Here is a 16758-nt window from a genome sequence, read left to right on the forward strand (position 1 = left end):
TATCGAGTCGGGGAGCGGGCGGAGACTTCGCTCACATCGTATGCGGGGGCCCGGGGCACGCTCACGCCGACTCAGGCGTTGGAGAGGATAGAGGCACGCACGGCAGGCGGATCGAGGGGGAAGCGCGATGACAGAGGGCACGTCATTCGAGAAGGCACCGGCCCGGGACCGCAGGAGGTTCCCCGGTATCTCGTCGCGGGCGTACGAGCATCCGGCGGACCGCTCGGCCCTGGTGGCCCTGCGCAAGCTGAGCGGGTTCGACACCGTCTTCAAGGCCCTCAGCGGGCTGCTTCCGGAGCGGAGCCTGCGGCTGCTGTTCCTGTCGGACTCGGTGCGGGTGGGCGAGACCCAGTTCCCGCACCTGCACGCGATGCTGCTGGACGCCTGTTACATCCTGGACCTGGAGAAGGTCCCGCAGATGTACGTCCAGATGGACCCCAAGCCCAATGCCATGTGCATCGGGCTGGACGAGCCGATCATCGTGGTCACCACGGGGCTCGTGGAGCTGCTGGACGAGGAGGAGATGCGGGCGGTCGTGGGCCACGAGGTGGGCCACGCGCTGTCGGGACACTCCGTGTACCGCACGATCCTGCTGTTCCTGACGAACCTGGCGCTGAAGGTGGCGTGGATCCCGCTGGGCAATGTGGCGATCATGGCGATCGTCACGGCGCTGCGGGAGTGGTTCCGCAAGTCCGAGCTGTCGGCGGACCGGGCCGGGCTGCTGGTCGGGCAGGACGTCCGGGCCTCGATGCGCGGCCTGATGAAGATCGCGGGCGGCAATCACCTGCACGAGATGAATGTGGACGCGTTCCTCGCCCAGGCCGAGGAGTACGACGCGAGCGGTGACCTGCGCGACTCGGTCCTGAAGATCCTCAATGTGCTGCCGCGGACGCACCCCTTCACCACCGTGCGGGCCGCGGAGCTGAAGAAGTGGTCCGAGACCCGCGACTTCCAGCGGATCATGGCCGGTCACTACCCGCGCCGCGAGGAGGACAAGGACACCTCGGTGACCGACTCCTTCCGCCAGTCCGCCGCGCACTACGCCGATGCGGTGCGCACCAGCAAGGACCCGCTGATGAAGCTGGTCGGCGACATCGCGGGCGGTGCGGGCGACCTCGGCGGCATGCTGCGCGACAAGTTCACCGGCGGCTCGGCGGCCCCGGGCGCCAAGGGCCCGGCGGACACCACGGGCGCCACGGATGCTCCGGACGCCGACGGCGGCGAGAGCGGCGCGGGCGGCGAGGGCCGCGACACCGGCAAGGGCGGGGCTACGGACCAGGGCTGACCGCGGCCGCGGAAGGCGGCGGGTCGGCCGGGGCGAACGCCGGATCGGACGCCGGATCGGACGCCGGATCGGCCGGGGCCGCCGTCGGCGGGGCCAGCACCCCGCACAGGCCGGAGGTCCGGCGCGGCCTGCCGCTGGCGTACGGGTCGCTCGCGGCCGGGCCCACCGTCGTCGCGGCCGCCCCCGCGAGCAGCGGCCGGAAGCCGGTGGCCGGGTCCGCCGAGCAGTCCTGCGGCCCGGCCATCACATAGGCCGACAGCAGCTCCGCCCGGTGGGCCAGCAGGTCCTCGCGGTCGAAGCGCATGCGCAGCTCGCGCCGGACCGTGAAGAGCGAGGCGCTGTCGAGCCCGGGCCCGGCGACGGCCGCGCGGACGGTGTAGACGAAGGTGTGGTCGGTGGTGACCTCCAGCACGTCCGGCGCCACCTCCTCGAAGCCCAGCGTGCCGCTCACCCGCACCCGGGAGTCGGCCAGCACCGCGGTGGCCGGGTCGAAGCGGACCAGCCAGCCGGTGGCCGCGTGCTGCCCGTCCCCCGTGGGGTTGGTCATGCTGCGGTCGAACTGGGCCAGCAGATCGGGGTCCAGCAGCACCCGCACGGGCCGGGAGGCGGTGCCGCTCAGCACGTCCGGGTCGAGCGAGGACTGCACCAGGTAGTCCTTGGCGGTGGCGAGGGCGGTCAGCACCTGCGTCTCGCTGAAGTGCTCGGTGCGGCGCACCGCGGGCAGGGTGATCCCGGCCGCGCCCACCCGGTAGTCGGCGGCCGGGCTCTTCGCGTACAGGTCGGCGGGCTTGCCGCCGGTCACGGTGGCGGTGGGGGCCAGCGGGACGACCGTGGCGGTGAGCGGCTGGGCGCGTCCCGGGGGCGGGGGCACGTACGGATTGCTCAGGCCCAGGTAGACGGCGACGCCGAAGGCCGTGGCGATCAGCAGCACGAGCAGCATCCCCTGGCGGGCGGCCCGGCCCGGGGCGCCGCCCACTGCCCGGGGCGCGCCCGAGGACCACATGGAGCGGCTGCGCACGGCCCGGGCGTGCTCGCCCATGCGTTCCTCGGCGGAGAACTCCTGGAGCCGGGCAGCCCGGACGAAGTCCTCGTCGAACACCACCGACCGGTACTCGTCCGGCCGGAATTCGTCCTCGCCCCCGCCGATGCCCTCGGGGGTGCCGTCGGGTGGATCTCCTGGCACGGCCATTGCTTCTCCCCGCTGTCCCCGCTTCAGAGAAGCCCCCTACCCGGATGCGCGCCGGATTCCGGACGCGCGTGAGAGGGGTCGTACCTTCAGGGTTGGCGAACGACGGGGTGCGTAAACTCGCCGGACCCGGTGACTTCCGTCAGTGGGGTGCTGGCGGGCGCCGGAGCGGGGTGCGGGGCCGGGTCGGGGTCGCCCGCGGCGCCGCGGTAGACGGCGCTGAAGGCGAGCGTGACCATGCCGACGCCCATCACGACGGCGAGCACCCACGCGACGGGACGCAGCCACCGGGAGCGGCCGCGGTACGGGCGCAGGGAGCCTCCGTAGGCTCCGTACGGGCCGTATCCAAAGCTGTAGCCGTAGTCGCGCCCGGATTCGTCGAGGCCGTAGCCGTCGGGCCCGTACCCGTACGGGTAACCCTCGTGGCCCTCGAAGGCGTCGTCGTCGGTGGCCCAGCCGCCCGCGACGGCGGCCGCGCGGGCCTCCGCCTCGGCGCGCGCCCGGTCGGCCGCCCGCTGGCGCTCCAGGGCGCTCGGTTCATGGATCTCGGCGTTCCGGACGAAGTCCTCGTCGAACACCACGGAGGCGAAGTCCTGATCCGCGCCTCCGCGGTCGTCGTCGGGCTCCCCGTCGTCCGGGAAAGGTTTGCCCCCCACGTCGTCCGGCACAGGGCCAGCCTAGACCTGGGGGGCCGCTTTGGGCAGGTCCTGCGCCGAAATCCGGCCACGCGGGGTGCGGGGGGCGACTACCGTACGTGACCGTCACCGGTGACGATGTACTTGGTCGAGGTCAGCTCCGGAAGCCCCATCGGGCCCCGGGCGTGCAGCTTCTGGGTGGAGATCCCGATCTCCGCACCGAACCCGAACTGACCACCGTCGGTGAACCGGGTGGACGCGTTCACGGCGACCGTGGTCGAGTCGACCAGCTGGGTGAAGCGGCGCGCGGCGGCCTGCGAGGTGGTGACGATGGCCTCGGTGTGACCGGAGGTCCAGCGGCGGATGTGGGCCACGGCGTCGTCCAGGGAGTCCACGACGCCCGCGGCGATGTCGTAGGACAGGTACTCGGCGGCCCAGTCCTCGTCGGTGGCGGGCACCGCGGTCACCTTGGACTCCTCGGCGTACGAGAGCACCTCGCCGTCGCCGTGCACGGTCACCCCGGCGTCCGCGAGGGCGTCCAGCGCCAGCGGGAGGAAGGCGTGCGCGATGTCGCGGTGGACCAGCAGCGTCTCGGCGGAGTTGCAGACGGAGGGGCGCTGCGCCTTGGAGTTGACGAGGATGTTCACCGCCATGGCCAGGTCGGCCTGCGCGTCGACGTAGACGTGGCAGTTGCCGGTGCCGGTCTCGATGACCGGGACGATGGACTCCTCGACGACCGTCTTGATGAGGGAGGCACCGCCGCGCGGGATGAGGACGTCGACGAGACCGCGGGCGCGCATCAGCTCGCGGACGGAGTCGCGGCTCTCGCCGGGGACCAGCTGGACCGCGTCGGCGGGCAGGCCCGCGCTCTCGACCGCGTCCCGCAGGATCGCGACGAGGGCGGTGTTCGATGCGTAGGCGGAGGAGCTGCCGCGGAGCAGGACCGCGTTGCCGGACTTCAGGCAGAGGGCGGCGGCGTCGACGGTGACGTTGGGGCGGGCCTCGTAGATGATGCCGACGACGCCGAGCGGGACGCGGACCTGGCGCAGGTCGATGCCGTTGGGGAGGGTCGAACCGCGGACGACCTCGCCGACCGGGTCGGGCAGCGCGGCGACGTCCCGGACGTCGGCGGCGATCGCGCGGATGCGGTCCTCGGTGAGGGTGAGGCGGTCGATGACGGTCTCGCTGGTGCCGGAGGCGGCGGCCTTGGCGGTGTCGACGGCGTTGGCCTCGATGATCTCGGCCGTACGGGCCTCCAGCGCGTCCGCGATCGCCAGCAGCGCGGTGTCCTTGGCGGACCGCGGGAGGGGGGCGAGGGTGGCGGCGGCCGTCTTGGCGCGGGTGGCGGTGGCGGTGACAGTGCCTGTGCCTTCGGCGGGGCCGGTCGTGGCGTCGTTGAGCGAGGTCATGCGTGCAGGGTAGCCCCCGGGGGGCGGCTGACGGCCGGGGTTCCATCCCGCGAGACGGGTCCGCTGCCCTTCAGCCCGCCCGGCGTTTGAGGGCCCGCCGGAGGCGCCCCGGGCGGGGTGCGGGCGTCAGTACGGGTGGACGCCGACCGGGTGGGCCGGGGGTGGGCCGTAGCCTTCTGCGACGCGTTGGTGGTAGGTGGCGCGGTCGATGACCTCCAGGCCGACGATCTCCCAGGCGGGGAGCTTCGCCGAGGAGCGGTGTTCGCCCCACAGCCGCAGGGCGACGGCGGCCGCGTCGTGGAGGTCGCGGGCTTCCTCCCAGTACCGGATCTCCGCGTGGTCGTCGGCGTACCGGCTGGTCAGCAGGAAGGGGTGGTCGTGGGCCAGCTGTTCCAGGCCGCGCCGGACCTCGGACAGCGGGACCGGCTTGCCGGAGACGCTGAGGGTGATGTGCCACAGCCGGGAGTCGTCCCGCTCGTCGCCGTACCCGGACTCCGCTCCGTCGCGGTCGCCCGAGCCGACGCTGGTCAGCGCTCGTCTCACCAGCCGCCTCCTGTCTGCGCGCTCCGCGTGTCCGCCCCTCACAGTTGACCAGTCCCCGACCGGCCGCGCGGTGGTTTTGCCCAACATCGGTCCCGCGGGCTCAGTCCTGGAGCAGCACCAGATCGTCCCGGTGGACGACCTCGCGCTCGTACTCCGGCCCCAGCTCGCGCGCCAGTTCCTTGGTGGAGCGGCCCAGCAGCAGGGGCAGTTCCTTCGCGTCGAAGTTGACGAGTCCCCGGGCGACGGCGCGGCCGCGCGCGTCCCTGAGTTCGACCGGATCCCCCGCGATGAAGTCGCCCTCGACCGAGGCGATGCCCGCGGGCAGCAGGGAGCTGCCGCGTTCGCGGACCGCGCGGACCGCGCCGTCGTCCAGGACCAGGTGGCCCTGGGGGGCGGAGGCGTGCTGGAGCCACAGGAGGCGGTCGGTGGAGCGGCGGCCCGTGGCGTGGAAGTGGGTGCCGGTCCCGCCGCCCGCGAGGGCGTCGGCGGCCTGGCTGGCGGAGGTCAGGACCACGGGGATGCCCGCGGCCGCGGCGATCCGCGCGGCTTCGACCTTGGTGACCATGCCGCCGGTGCCGACGCCCGCCTTGCCCGCGCTGCCGATGGTGACGTGCGCGATGTCCTCGGGGCCGCGCACCTCGTCGATGCGGGTGGTGCCGGGGAGGGCGGGGTCGCCGTCGTAGAGCCCGTCGACGTCGGAGAGGAGGACCAGGAGGTCGGCGCGGACCAGGTGGGCGACGAGGGCCGCCAGCCGGTCGTTGTCGCCGAAGCGGATCTCGTCGGTGGCGACAGTGTCGTTCTCGTTGACGACGGGCAGGGCGCCCATCGCGAGGAGCTGGTCCAGGGTGCGGTAGGCGTTGCGGTAGTGGGCGCGCCTGCTGGTGTCGTCGGTGGTCAGCAGCACCTGGCCGACGCGGACGCCGTAGCGCGCGAAGGAGGCGGTGTAGCGGGCGACGAGCAGGCCCTGGCCGACGCTGGCGGCGGCCTGCTGGCGGGCCAGGTCCTTGGGGCGGCGGCGCAGTCCGAGCGGGGAGAGGCCGGCGGCGATCGCACCGCTGGAGACCAGCACGATCTCCTTCTCGCCGCCGCTGCGGGCCTTGGCGAGTACGTCGACCAGGGCGTCCACCCGGTCGGCGTCCAGCCCGCCCGCCGCGGTGGTGAGCGAGGAGGAGCCGACCTTGACCACGATCCTGCGGGCGTCGGCCACGCCCTGCCTTGCCGCTGACACGTCTGTCCCCTTGCCCCTTGCCCGATGTACGGGCCTCAATCTACGGGGTGGCCTCCCGGCCGTGCCCGCGGGTTTCAGAGCGTGGACGCGGGCGAGGCGGCGGGCCTCTCCGCCCCGGCCGAGGGGTTCCCGGCCGAGGGGTCCGCGGCGGGAGCGGGGTCCGCGCCGGGGATCAGGATGCGCCGCGAGATCACGTAGGTGAAGGGGATCGCGATGACGGCGGCGACCAGCGGCGCGATCTTCTCGTTCATGCCGGCCCAGTCCACCAGGAGGAGCAGGCCCACGGACTGGATCACGTAGTTGGTGATGTTCGTGAGCGGGAAGAGCAGGAACTTCTTCCAGGTGGGCTTGGTGCGGTAGGTGAAGTAGGTGTTCATGAAGAACGAGCCGACCATCGCCAGCACGAAGGCCAGCGAGTAGGCGGCGAAGTACGGCATGTGCGGGTGCAGCAGCAGGTACAGCACGAAGAAGGTGCCGGTGTTCACCCCGCCGACGAGGCCGAAGCGGAGTATCTGGCCGAGCTGGCTCTTCATCGGGCGTCCTGCTCCAGGGGCGTACGGGGCGTGGCGGGCGTGCGGGGCGGTTCGACGGCGACGCCGTGCGATTCCTTGACGAGGAAGTGCGGGCGGCGCTTGGTCTCGTAGTAGATGCGCCCGATGTACTCGCCGATCAGGCCCAGCATGATCATCTGGACGCCGCCGATGCCGACGATGATGGCGACGAGCGTGACGTAACCGGGTGAGTCGATGCCGTTCGTGATCGCCATGACGGTGATCCACAGGGCGTAGAGGGCGGTCAGCGCGACCAGTGACACGCCCGCCCAGATCCCGATCCGCAGCGGCCGGTTGTTGAAGGAGATCAGGCCGTCCATGCCGTAGTTCAGCAGGGACCCGAGCTTCCACTTCGTCTCGCCCGCCTCGCGCTGCGCGTTGCGGTAGTCGAAGTGGACGGTGTCGAAGCCGATCCAGGAGAAGAGGCCCTTGGAGAAGCGGTTGTACTCGGGCAGCGAGAGCAGGGCGTCCACGGCGGGGCGGGACAGCAGCCGGAAGTCGCCGACCCCGTCGGCCAGCTCCACGTCGACCCAGCGGTTGATGCCGCGGTAGTAGATCCGGCTCAGGGCGCTGCGCAGCTTCTTGTCGCCCTCGCGGGTGCGCCGGGCGATGATCTGGTCGTGGCCCTGCCGGTAGTAGTCGAGCATGGTCGCGATGAGGTCCGGCGGGTGCTGGAGGTCCGCGTCCATGATCACGACGGCGTCGCCGGTGGTCTCGCGCAGGCCGGCGAGCATGCCGGCCTCCTTGCCGAAGTTGCGGCTGAAGGAGACGTACCGGGTCTGTTCACCGTGCGCGGCGGCGATCTTGCGGAGCTTCTCCAGCGTGCCGTCACGGCTGCCGTCGTCGACGTAGCAGACCTCGTACTCGACGGGGAGGGCATCCAGGACCCTGCGGATCTCGGTGTCGAAGCTGTCGATGACCGCTTCTTCGTTGTAGCAGGGAACCACTACGGACAGCTTCGTCATGAACACTTCCTGCTGGGTCCGAACGGGTGATTGTCGGCTCCCGGACCCGACGCCCACCTCTTCCTTAGAAGTATGCACGCCGCCGGGAGGCCTGCCTGAGGTGAGTGCGGTACACGGTAGCTTTGAACTGGTGGGGGTCCCTCCGGACGGAGTCCGGGGGCGGAATGGAACAACAAGATCGAGGTGCACGTGCCTGACGTCTCCGTGGTCGTCATCGTCTACAACGACGCAGAGCGTCTGCCGACAGCGGTGCGGTCGGTTCTGGACCAGACTCTGGCCGGAGTCGAAGTCGTGATCGTGGACGACTGCAGCAAGGACCGGTCCTTCGCGATCGCCCAGGAACTGGAAGCGGCCCATCCGGGCCGGGTCCGGGCGTTCCGGCTGCCCGAGAACAGCGGTGGCTGCGGAGCCCCGCGCAATCACGGCATCCAGCAGGCGACCGGTACCTACGTCATGTTCCTGGACAGCGACGACGTCCTGGAGCGCAACGCCTGCCGCAACATGCTCGACGCCGCCGAGCGGACCGGTTCCGACCTGGTCTCCGGCATGTGCGTCCGGGTCCACCTGGACAACCGGTTCGGCAAGACGACCGAGTGGTACCCCTGGATCTACTCCCGCACCCGCACCCTGGAGTCGATCACCGAGTACCCGGACCTGCTGGTCTACGACACCCTCTCGACGAACAAGTGCTACCGCCGCGCGTTCCTGCTGGAGCAGGGGCTGGAGTTCCCGGTCGGGATCCACTACGAGGACCTGCTGTTCTCGGCGCAGGCGTACGTCGCGGCCCGCCGGATCACGCTGATCCCCAACCAGGTCTACTTCTGGAACGTGGTCGAGAAGGCCGCCGCCAAGTCGATCAGCAACCGGCGCCACGAGATCGCGAACTTCGTCCACCGGATGGAGATCCACCGCCGGGTCGACGAACTGCTCGCGAGCAAGGGCCACGACCAGATCAAGTCCGCCAAGGACGCCAAGTTCCTCAAGCACGACCTGGTGCTGCACCTGCGCGACCTGCGGCTGCTCGACGACGACTACCGCCAGGAGTTCGCCCGGCTGGCCAACGGCTACCTCGCGGGCATCGACCCGGTCGCCTACGAGCACGTCACCGCCCTCCAGGCGATCTGCGCGTACCTGCTGGGCCAGGAGGACTGGGACAACCTGCTCTCGGCCGCGGACGCCATGACGAACAAGGGGCGGCTGTCCTCCCCGCTGGCGGAGCGCGACGGGCGGGTCTACTGGTGCGCCGAGCACCTCGACGACGCCGAGGGCCGCCGGATACTGGACGTCACCGACCAGGGCTTCCACACCACTCCCCTGACCTCCCTCACCCTGGGCAACCGGCTCACCTCGTACGAGGACGACGGCCGCGGCACGGTCACCGTGTCCGGCGCCGTCGTGAACCCGCTCGGCCGGATCCCGGCCGACGCGGAGCTGAGCGCCGAGCTGGAGTTCCGGGCCCGGCGGCAGATCGGGGTGCGGTCCTTCCGCTTCCCGGTGGCAACCGTGCGCCACGCCGGTGACACGATCGAGTGGACCGCGACGGCCGACATCGGCTCGACCGTGCGCCCGCTCGGCATCATCGACGCCGTCTGGGACGTCCGGCTCAAGATGAAGGCCGGCGGGGACCGCATCTCCACCCGGGTCTCGGTCGGCGACGTCGACCTGGAGTCGGCGACCGCCCTGCGCGTGCGCCCCCGGCTGACCCGGCTGGTCTCCGACCGCTTCGAGCCGGAGATCACCAAGAAGGGCAACCTCTCCTACGTCCTGACCGCGGAGGGCGCCGCCGCCGTCCGCACCCAGAACCTGATCAACAACGCCATACACGGCAAGGCCGCCGGCGTGGTCAAGCGGGGACTGCGCAAGGCACTGCGGGCCCGCCGGAACATCGGTTCCGGCGAGCAGAAGGTGAAGATCTACCACGAGGTCTTCTCGAAGCTGCCCATCAAGAAGGGCACGGTCGTCTTCGAGAGCCACATGGGCAAGCAGTACAGCGACAGCCCCAAGGCGATCTACGAGGAGATGGTCCGCCAGGGCGTCGCCTTCGAGGCGGTGTGGTCCTACGCGGGCGCCCGCCCCACCGGCTTCCCCAAGGAGGCCACCCTGGTCAAGCGCTGGAGCTGGCCCTACCTGCGGGCGCTGGCCCAGGCTGAGTACTGGATCGACAACCAGGGCTTCCCGCTCGCGCTCACCAAGCGGCCGGGGACGACGTACATCCAGACCTGGCACGGCTCCGCGCTCAAGCGGATGGGCTTCCACGAACCGCGCACCAAGGCGCAGGGGCGCGCCGGGCAGGCCAAGTTCCAGAAGGCGGTGGACCGTTTCGACCACTTCCTGATCCGCTCGGAGCACGACACCCGCACCCTCGCCAAGGGCTTCCGGCTGCGCGACGAGGTCCTGCTGCGCACCGGATATCCGCGCAACGACGCCCTGGTCGCGGCGCACCGCGCCGAGGCCGGCAGCGGGGAGCGGGTGCGCGGTCCGATCGCCGCGGAGCTGGGCATCGACCCGGACAAGAAGGTGCTCCTGTACGCGCCGACCTTCCGGGCGAACGCGGACGGCGCGGTGGAGGGCTTCGCGTTCCCCTTCGACGTGGAGGAGTTCGCGGACCGGCTCGGCGACCGCTTCACGCTGCTGGTGCGCACGCACTACCTCAACAGCGTCTCGCTGCCCCCGTCGGTGGCGGGCCGGGTGATCGACGTGTCCCGCAGGCACGACATCACCCCGCTGCTGGAGCTGGCCGACGCCCTGATCACCGACTACTCGTCCGTGATGTTCGACTACGCCGTCCTCGACCGGCCGATGCTGTTCTTCGCCTACGACTACGAGAAGTACGCGACGGACATCCGCGGCACGTACTTCGACCTGAAGGAGAAGGCACCGGGCCCGGTCGTGGCCACCGCGGACGAACTCCTGCAGGCGCTGGGCGCCTTCGAGGAGGCGGACGCCAAGTACGCGGAGGCCCGCGCCCGGTTCCTCACCGAGTTCGGTGAGTACGACCGCGGGGACGCGGCCCGCCAGATCGTCGAGAAGTTCTTCACCAGGGGTGGCAAGTGAGCCAGCAGAGCGTCGGGGCCGGGCCGGTGACGGACGGCGGACGGGACGTCTTCATCGTCTCCAACAGCGTGGACGAGCTGGGCGGGGTGACCACCTGGTCGCACCAGATGGCCGGGCTCCTCACCGGCCGCGGCCACCGGGTGCACGTCGTCGGCATCGCCCCGGTCGCCGAGGAGATCCGCCAGCAGCTCCCGGCGGACCTGCCGTACGCCACGACCACGCTGTACGAGAGCCACCCGCCCGCGGCCCGCCGGCTGCACGGCATCAAGGGCCGCCTCAACGCACCCGAGCGGCGGCGCCAGGCCGCCCGCCGGGCCGGGATGCGGGCGAAGGCCGAGCAGCTCAGCGCCCTGTTCCGGGCCGCCCGGCCGGGCGCGGTCGTGATCGTCACCCAGGTGTGGGCGATGGAGTGGGTGGGGCTCAGCGACACCAAGGGGCTCACCCTCATCGGGATGAGCCACGAGTCCTTCGAGGCCAGCCACAAGTCCACCCGCGCGGCCCGGGTCCGGCGCCACTACCGCGATGTGGACCGGATGCTGGTGCTGACCCCCGAGGACGCGGACCTCTGGATCCGGTCCGGGATGCAGAACGTGGGCAGCATGCCCAACCCGCTGCCCTTCATGCCGGACACCCCGGCCCCGCGCACCGAGAAGGTCGTCGCCTGCGTGGGCCGCCTCGCCGACGAGAAGGGCGTCGACCTGCTCCTCGACGCCTGGGCGGACGCCGTCCCGCAGCACCCCGACTGGACCCTGCGGATCTACGGCGCGGGCGTGGACGCGCAGATGCTGCGCGAGCGCTGCACCTCGCTCGGGCTGGACGACTCGGTCGAGTGGATGGGCAGCACGAACGACGTGCTGGGCGCCCTGCGCGGGGCCTCGGTCTTCGCCCAGGCCTCGCGGGCCGAGGGGTTCCCGATCACCCTGCTGGAGGCGATGGCGGCGGGCGTGCCCTGCGCCGCCTTCGACTGCGCGCCGGGCGTACGGGCGATCGTCACGCACGGCGAGGACGGGCTGCTCGCGCGCCTCGGCAACACCATGGAACTGGCCGGGCACCTGCGCCTGCTGATGGCGGACAAGGAGCTGCGCGACCGGATGGGCGACGCCGCCTTCCAGAGCGTGCGCCGCTACTCCAGCGCCGAGATCACCGACCGGTGGGAGAAGCTGTTCGCGTTCCTGGAGCGCTGACCGGCCCGCCCGCCGTACGTACGAAGCCGCCCGCCCCGGGACAGGAACACCGGGGCGGGCGGCTTCGTACGTAGCCTGCCGCTCAGCTCTTGCGGTGCGCTTCCCAGCCCGCCCACGCCGAGGTGATCATCTCGCGGACGTCGTGGCGGGCCTTCCAGCCCAGCTCCGCCGCGATCCGGTCGGCCGAGGCCACGACCTTCGCCGGGTCGCCGGGGCGGCGCGGGGTGACGACGGGCGCGATGTCGTGCCCGGTGTTCTCGTTCAGCAGCTCGACCATCTCCCGTACGGAGACGCCCTCGCCGCGCCCGATGTTGACGGTGAGGTCCCGGTACTCGCCCCGGGCCGCCCACTCGGCGAGCTTGCGCGCGGCCGCGAGGTGGGCGTCGGCCAGGTCCTCGACGTGGATGTAGTCGCGGATGCAGGTGCCGTCCGGGGTCGGGTAGTCGTCGCCGAAGATCCGGGCGCCCTGACCGGCGTCGTAGCGCTCGAAGACCATCGGGACCAGGTTGTAGACGCCGGTGTCGGCGAGTTCGGGGGTGGCCGCGCCCGCCACGTTGAAGTAGCGCAGGCAGGCGGTGGAGATGCCGTGCGCCCGGCCCGCGGCGCGGACCAGCCACTCCCCGGCCAGCTTGGTCTCGCCGTAGGGGCTCAGCGGGGCGCAGGGGGTCTCCTCGGTGACCAGGTCCACGTCGGGCATGCCGTAGACGGAGGCGGAGGAGGAGAAGAGGAAGCTGCGGACCCCGGCGGCGGCGACCGCCTCCAGGAGGACCGTGAGGCCCTGGACGTTCTCGTGGTAGTAGTGCATCGGCTTCTCGACGGACTCGCCGACCTGCTTCTTGCCCGCCAGGTGCACCACGCCGGTGATGTCGTACTGCTGGAAGGTCTCGTCGAGGACGAGGCGGTCCAGAACGGAACCGATCACCAGTGGAACGCCCTCCGGGACGCGGTCGGCGTCGCCCGTGGACAGGTCGTCCAGGACGACGACCTCCTCACCGGCGCGCAGCATCGCGCGGACGACGTGTGCGCCGATGTAACCGGCGCCTCCGGTGATCAGAAACGTCATGCGTATCTCCCGAGCTCTAGCGTGACCGGCGCCCCGGACGGGCGCGGTCGAGGCGGTTGCGTACGAAGGTGGCGGCGCCCTCCGCGCCGGGCGCGAGCCGCAGCGCGAGCGATCCGGCGGCCGTGCGGTAGGGCTGCGTCAGCAGAACACCGTACCGGCCGCTGAGCAGCGCGCGGCGCCGCAGCAGGTCGCCGAGGGGGCGCAGGGAGGTGAGCAGGGAGCTGCCGTCGGCGCACTCCACGCTCACCCTGACGTCCCAGGCCTGGATCCCGCGCAGGCCCCTGCGGCGGCCCGTCGCGGCCAGCGCGGCGAGCCGGAAGGGCAGTTCGGCGCTCCAGCCGTCCGCGCCGTCGGGGCGCAGGTCGACCGCCGGGACCACGACCGGTTCGCCGCCCGCGCGCGGCACGAACCGCAGCTGCGCGGTGCGGGGCGCGGCCTCGGCGAGGCGCCCGTACAGGTCGTGGACACGCAGGGAAAGACGTGCGCCGCCGCCGGCCGGTTCCGCGTCGACGGTCACGGGCAGCTCGGCGACGGGCAGCTCGGCCAGCCCGTCGAGGACCGCGGGGGTCTCCTCGCTCCACACCGGGGCGCCGTCGGCGTCACGGGCGTACGGGGGCAGCAGCCGCGGCGGTTCGGCGGCGAAGCGGGTCAGGCGCCGGACGTCGGCGGGCGGCGCCGGGGTGGCGGCGAGGACGCGGACGATCCAGCGGGCCCGGGCCCCGGCCGCCCGGGTGGCGGCCTCGTCGAACCCGGCGACGTAGTCCCGGGTCAGGGTCCACCAGGCGGCCTGGTAGCCGGGGTCGGTGCCCAGCTCCCGCAGGTACATGCGCAGGTCGTACTCCAGGAACTTCACCTGGCAGGCGAGGCCGAGGGCGGGGTCGGCGGCGGCGAGGACCGCGGCGGCGGCGCGGTGGGCCTCGACCCGGGACGCCCAGTTCCCGACGTCCTTGCGGTCCAGGGAGATGGACACCCGGGCGGCGGCGCGGCGCACGTGCCAGACGTAGACCAGCTCGGGGACGACCGCGATGCGGGGGGCGGCGGCCAGGACGCGGGCGGTGAAGACGAAGTCCTCGTAGACGAAGCGGCCGTCGGGGAATCGGATCGCGTGCTCGTCCAGGAAGGACCGCTCGTACAGCTTGTTGACGCACAGGGTGTCGCGGACCAGACCGGGCCGGTCCGCGGGGCGCTCGATGACCTCGCCGGGGGTGTGCAGTCCGGGCATCCACGGCACGTCGTGGCCCTGCGGCAGCTCGCGCCGTACGCACGCGCCGACGGTCACGGGCGCGCGGTGCTCCTCGGCGCCCCGGACCAGGGCCGCGGCCGCCCCCGGGGGCAGCACGTCGTCGCTGTCGAGGAAGAGCACGTAGGGCAGGGTGGCGGCCGCGATCCCGTCGTTGCGCGGCGTGCCGCAGCCCCCGCTGTTCCCGGTGCGGTGCACGACCTTCAGGCGCGGGTGTACGGCGGCCAGCTCGTCCAGCACCTTGCCGGTGCCGTCGGCGGACGCGTCGTCGACCGCGATGACCTCGCCCACCACGGGGCCCTGGGCGAGCGCCGAGGCGACGGCTTCGCCCACGAGCGCGGCGTCGTTGTACGCGATGACCACGACGGAGACGCGGGGAGTGTTGCTGCTGCTCACCCCAGGATCCTATGGGACGTCCGGGGAGGGGTGACCGGTACCGTCCCACTCCAGGCGAAAGCCCCCGCAAAGGTCCCTGACGGGACCCCTGCGGGGGCTCTCACTGCACGCGGGCCTGCTGCCTGCTGCCTGCGGTCAGGCGCCGGTCTGGTTCTGGCGGAACTCGTCGTACTCCTGCTGCGCCGTGTCGCCGCGCTCGGCTTCCTTGTCGCGGCGGCGGGTCGCCGCCGGACGCGGGGCCTCCAGACGGTGGTCCTCGCCGCGGCGGCCCAGCATCTCGGCGCCGGCCATCATGGTCGGCTCCCAGTCGAAGACGACCGCGTTCTCGTCGGAGCCGATCGCCACGCCGTCACCGGCGCGGGCACCGGCCTTGCGCAGCCCGTCCTCGACGCCGAGGCGGTTGAGGCGGTCGGCGAGGTAGCCGACGGCCTCGTCGTTGTTGAAGTCGGTCTGGCGGACCCAGCGCTCGGGCTTCTCGCCGCGGACCTTGTAGACGTCCTCGACCTCGTCGTAGGTGATGGTGAAGCCGGAGTCGTCCACGGCCTTCGGGCGGATGACGACACGGGTCGCCTCCTCCTTCGGCTTGCGGGCGCGGGCCTTCGCGATGACCTCGGCGAGGAAGTAGGACAGCTCCTTCAGGCCCGTGCGGGCGACCGCGGAGACCTCGAAGACCTTGTAGCCGCGGGCCTCCAGGTCCGGGCGGACCATCTCGGCGAGGTCCTGGCCGTCCGGGATGTCGACCTTGTTCAGGACGACGAGGCGCGGACGCTTCTCCAGGCCGCCGCCGTAGAGCTTGAGCTCGTTCTCGATGGCGTCGAGGTCGGCGAGCGGGTCGCGGTCGGACTCCAGGGTGGCGGTGTCCAGCACGTGCACGAGGATCGAGCAGCGCTCGACGTGGCGCAGGAACTCCAGGCCGAGGCCGCGGCCCTGGCTGGCGCCCGGGATGAGGCCCGGGACGTCGGCGATCGTGTAGACCGTCGAGCCCGCGGTGACCACGCCGAGGTTGGGGACCAGGGTGGTGAAGGGGTAGTCGGCGATCTTCGGCTTGGCCGCGGAGAGCACCGAGATGAGCGAGGACTTGCCCGCGCTCGGGAAGCCGACGAGCGCCACGTCGGCGACGGTCTTCAGCTCCAGGATGACGTCGCCGCCGGTGCCGGGCACGCCGAGCAGCGCGAAGCCGGGGGCCTTGCGCCGGGCGGAGGACAGCGCGGCGTTGCCGAGGCCGCCACGGCCGCCTTCGGCCGCGACGTAGGTGGTGCCCTGGCCGACGAGGTCGGCGAGGACGTTGCCCTCCTTGTCGAGGACGACGGTGCCGTCCGGGACGGGCAGGATCAGGTCCGTACCGTCCTTGCCGGAGCGGTTGTCGCCCGCGCCGGGCTGGCCGTTGGTGGCCTTGCGGTGGGGGCTGTGGTGGTAGTCCAGCAGGGTGGTGACCGCCTGCTCGACCACCAGGATCACGTCGCCGCCACGGCCGCCGTTTCCGCCGTCGGGGCCGCCGAGCGGCTTGAACTTCTCCCGGTGAACGGAGGCGCAGCCGTGGCCCCCGTTACCCGCGGCGACATGCAGCTCGACGCGGTCCACGAAGGTGGTCATGGGTGTTCCTCCAGATACATACGGGAATGTCCCGGGCAGGCCTTGCTGCCCATTAAACGTGTCTATGTGACAACGCGCCGAGGGCGGACCTCTCTTCCCGGCTCGCGCCGGGAAGAGCTGAGATCCGCCCTCGGGGTGTTACGAACGCTTCGGATTCAGCAGGAGCTGGATCAGGCGGCCGGAACGATGTTGACGACCTTGCGGCCGCGGTGGGTGCCGAACTCGACGGCACCGGCCTGCAGCGCGAACAGCGTGTCGTCGCCGCCACGGCCCACACCCGAACCCGGGTGGAAGTGGGTGCCGCGCTGGCGGACGAGGATCTCACCAGCGGAAACGACCTGACCGCCGAAGCGCTTCACGCCGAGCCGCTGGGCATTGGAGTCGCGCCCGTTCCGGGTGGAAGATGCGCCCTTCTTGTGTGCCATG

14 protein-coding genes are annotated in these 16758 nt (G+C 71.9%); 3 read left to right on the top strand and 11 right to left on the bottom strand.

Annotation, left to right across the window (positions count from 1 at the left end; translation table 11 throughout):
* Positions 1–127: 127 nt before the first annotated feature.
* Positions 128–1285, top strand: a complete 1158-nt coding sequence (locus tag OHS33_RS11875) for a M48 family metallopeptidase (RefSeq protein ID WP_330330356.1) — start codon at positions 128–130, stop codon at positions 1283–1285.
* On the opposite strand, the gene OHS33_RS11880 is transcribed toward OHS33_RS11875, so the two are convergent.
* From OHS33_RS11880 to OHS33_RS11910, 7 genes are all read right to left on the bottom strand, one after another.
* The gene (locus OHS33_RS11880) at positions 1269–2474 is read right to left on the bottom strand and encodes an SCO2583 family membrane protein (protein ID WP_330330357.1); all 1206 of its coding nucleotides are present in this window, start codon (positions 2472–2474) and stop codon (positions 1269–1271) included. The genes OHS33_RS11875 and OHS33_RS11880 overlap by 17 nt on opposite strands.
* 86 nt (positions 2475–2560) lie before the next feature.
* The gene (locus OHS33_RS11885; RefSeq protein WP_330330358.1) at positions 2561–3139 is read right to left on the bottom strand and encodes an SCO2584 family spore wall biosynthesis protein; all 579 of its coding nucleotides are present in this window, start codon (positions 3137–3139) and stop codon (positions 2561–2563) included.
* A gap of 77 nt (positions 3140–3216) precedes the next feature.
* Positions 3217–4515 (bottom strand): glutamate-5-semialdehyde dehydrogenase, encoded by a 1299-nt coding sequence (locus tag OHS33_RS11890; RefSeq protein WP_330330359.1) that lies wholly within the window; start codon positions 4513–4515, stop codon positions 3217–3219.
* Between the two features lie 126 nt (positions 4516–4641).
* Positions 4642–5145, bottom strand: a complete 504-nt coding sequence (locus OHS33_RS11895) for a hypothetical protein (protein WP_443065286.1) — start codon at positions 5143–5145, stop codon at positions 4642–4644.
* Between the two features lie 13 nt (positions 5146–5158).
* On the bottom strand, positions 5159–6286 hold the full coding sequence (gene proB / locus OHS33_RS11900; RefSeq protein WP_330330361.1) for a glutamate 5-kinase: 1128 nt from the start codon (positions 6284–6286) through the stop codon (positions 5159–5161).
* Positions 6287–6360: 74 nt separating this feature from the next.
* Entirely contained in the window at positions 6361–6819 is a 459-nt protein-coding gene (locus OHS33_RS11905) for a GtrA family protein (protein WP_330330362.1), read from the bottom strand.
* Positions 6816–7802, bottom strand: coding sequence for a glycosyltransferase family 2 protein (locus OHS33_RS11910; protein ID WP_330330363.1), 987 nt, complete (start codon positions 7800–7802; stop codon positions 6816–6818). Before OHS33_RS11910 ends, OHS33_RS11905 begins: the two co-directional genes overlap by 4 nt.
* Positions 7803–7985: 183 nt before the next feature.
* Between OHS33_RS11910 and OHS33_RS11915 the strand changes: the two genes are divergently transcribed.
* Positions 7986–10856, top strand: a complete 2871-nt coding sequence (locus tag OHS33_RS11915; protein ID WP_330330364.1) for a bifunctional glycosyltransferase/CDP-glycerol:glycerophosphate glycerophosphotransferase — start codon at positions 7986–7988, stop codon at positions 10854–10856.
* Positions 10853–12040, top strand: a complete 1188-nt coding sequence (locus tag OHS33_RS11920; protein ID WP_330330365.1) for a glycosyltransferase — start codon at positions 10853–10855, stop codon at positions 12038–12040. The genes OHS33_RS11915 and OHS33_RS11920 overlap by 4 nt, the downstream gene beginning before the upstream one ends.
* An 82-nt stretch (positions 12041–12122) precedes the next feature.
* Here OHS33_RS11920 and galE read toward each other — a convergent pair whose 3' ends face one another.
* The 4 genes from galE to rpmA form a co-directional block, all read right to left on the bottom strand.
* Entirely contained in the window at positions 12123–13103 is a 981-nt protein-coding gene (galE, locus tag OHS33_RS11925) for a UDP-glucose 4-epimerase GalE (protein ID WP_330330366.1), read from the bottom strand.
* A gap of 16 nt (positions 13104–13119) precedes the next feature.
* Positions 13120–14739 carry a glycosyltransferase family 2 protein gene (locus OHS33_RS11930; RefSeq protein ID WP_330330367.1) on the bottom strand — a complete coding sequence of 540 codons (1620 nt, stop codon included), beginning with the start codon at positions 14737–14739 and terminating at the stop codon, positions 13120–13122.
* 135 nt (positions 14740–14874) lie between these two features.
* Positions 14875–16332, bottom strand: a complete 1458-nt coding sequence (gene obgE, locus OHS33_RS11935; protein ID WP_330330368.1) for a GTPase ObgE — start codon at positions 16330–16332, stop codon at positions 14875–14877.
* A gap of 170 nt (positions 16333–16502) precedes the next feature.
* Positions 16503–16757: a 50S ribosomal protein L27 gene (gene rpmA, locus OHS33_RS11940; protein ID WP_048480572.1), complete on the bottom strand. Its 255-nt coding sequence runs from the start codon at positions 16755–16757 to the stop codon at positions 16503–16505.
* Between the last annotated feature and the right edge of the window lies 1 nt (position 16758).

Source organism: Streptomyces sp. NBC_00536 (genome assembly GCF_036346295.1).
Taxonomy (GTDB): Bacteria; Actinomycetota; Actinomycetes; order Streptomycetales; family Streptomycetaceae; genus Streptomyces.

What these genes read in the sequence shown, in the direction of transcription:
- OHS33_RS11880 (WP_330330357.1), bottom strand. Translation starts at nt 2,474, where the DNA reads ATGGCCGTGCCAGGAGATCCACCCGACGGCACCCCCGAGGGCATCGGC.
- OHS33_RS11905 (WP_330330362.1), bottom strand. Translation starts at nt 6,819, where the DNA reads ATGAAGAGCCAGCTCGGCCAGATACTCCGCTTCGGCCTCGTCGGCGGG.
- OHS33_RS11875 (WP_330330356.1), top strand. Translation starts at nt 128, where the DNA reads ATGACAGAGGGCACGTCATTCGAGAAGGCACCGGCCCGGGACCGCAGG.
- rpmA (WP_048480572.1), bottom strand. Translation starts at nt 16,757, where the DNA reads ATGGCACACAAGAAGGGCGCATCTTCCACCCGGAACGGGCGCGACTCC.
- OHS33_RS11890 (WP_330330359.1), bottom strand. Translation starts at nt 4,515, where the DNA reads ATGACCTCGCTCAACGACGCCACGACCGGCCCCGCCGAAGGCACAGGC.
- galE (WP_330330366.1), bottom strand. Translation starts at nt 13,103, where the DNA reads ATGACGTTTCTGATCACCGGAGGCGCCGGTTACATCGGCGCACACGTC.
- OHS33_RS11895 (WP_443065286.1), bottom strand. Translation starts at nt 5,145, where the DNA reads ATGTTGGGCAAAACCACCGCGCGGCCGGTCGGGGACTGGTCAACTGTG.
- obgE (WP_330330368.1), bottom strand. Translation starts at nt 16,332, where the DNA reads ATGACCACCTTCGTGGACCGCGTCGAGCTGCATGTCGCCGCGGGTAAC.
- OHS33_RS11910 (WP_330330363.1), bottom strand. Translation starts at nt 7,802, where the DNA reads ATGACGAAGCTGTCCGTAGTGGTTCCCTGCTACAACGAAGAAGCGGTC.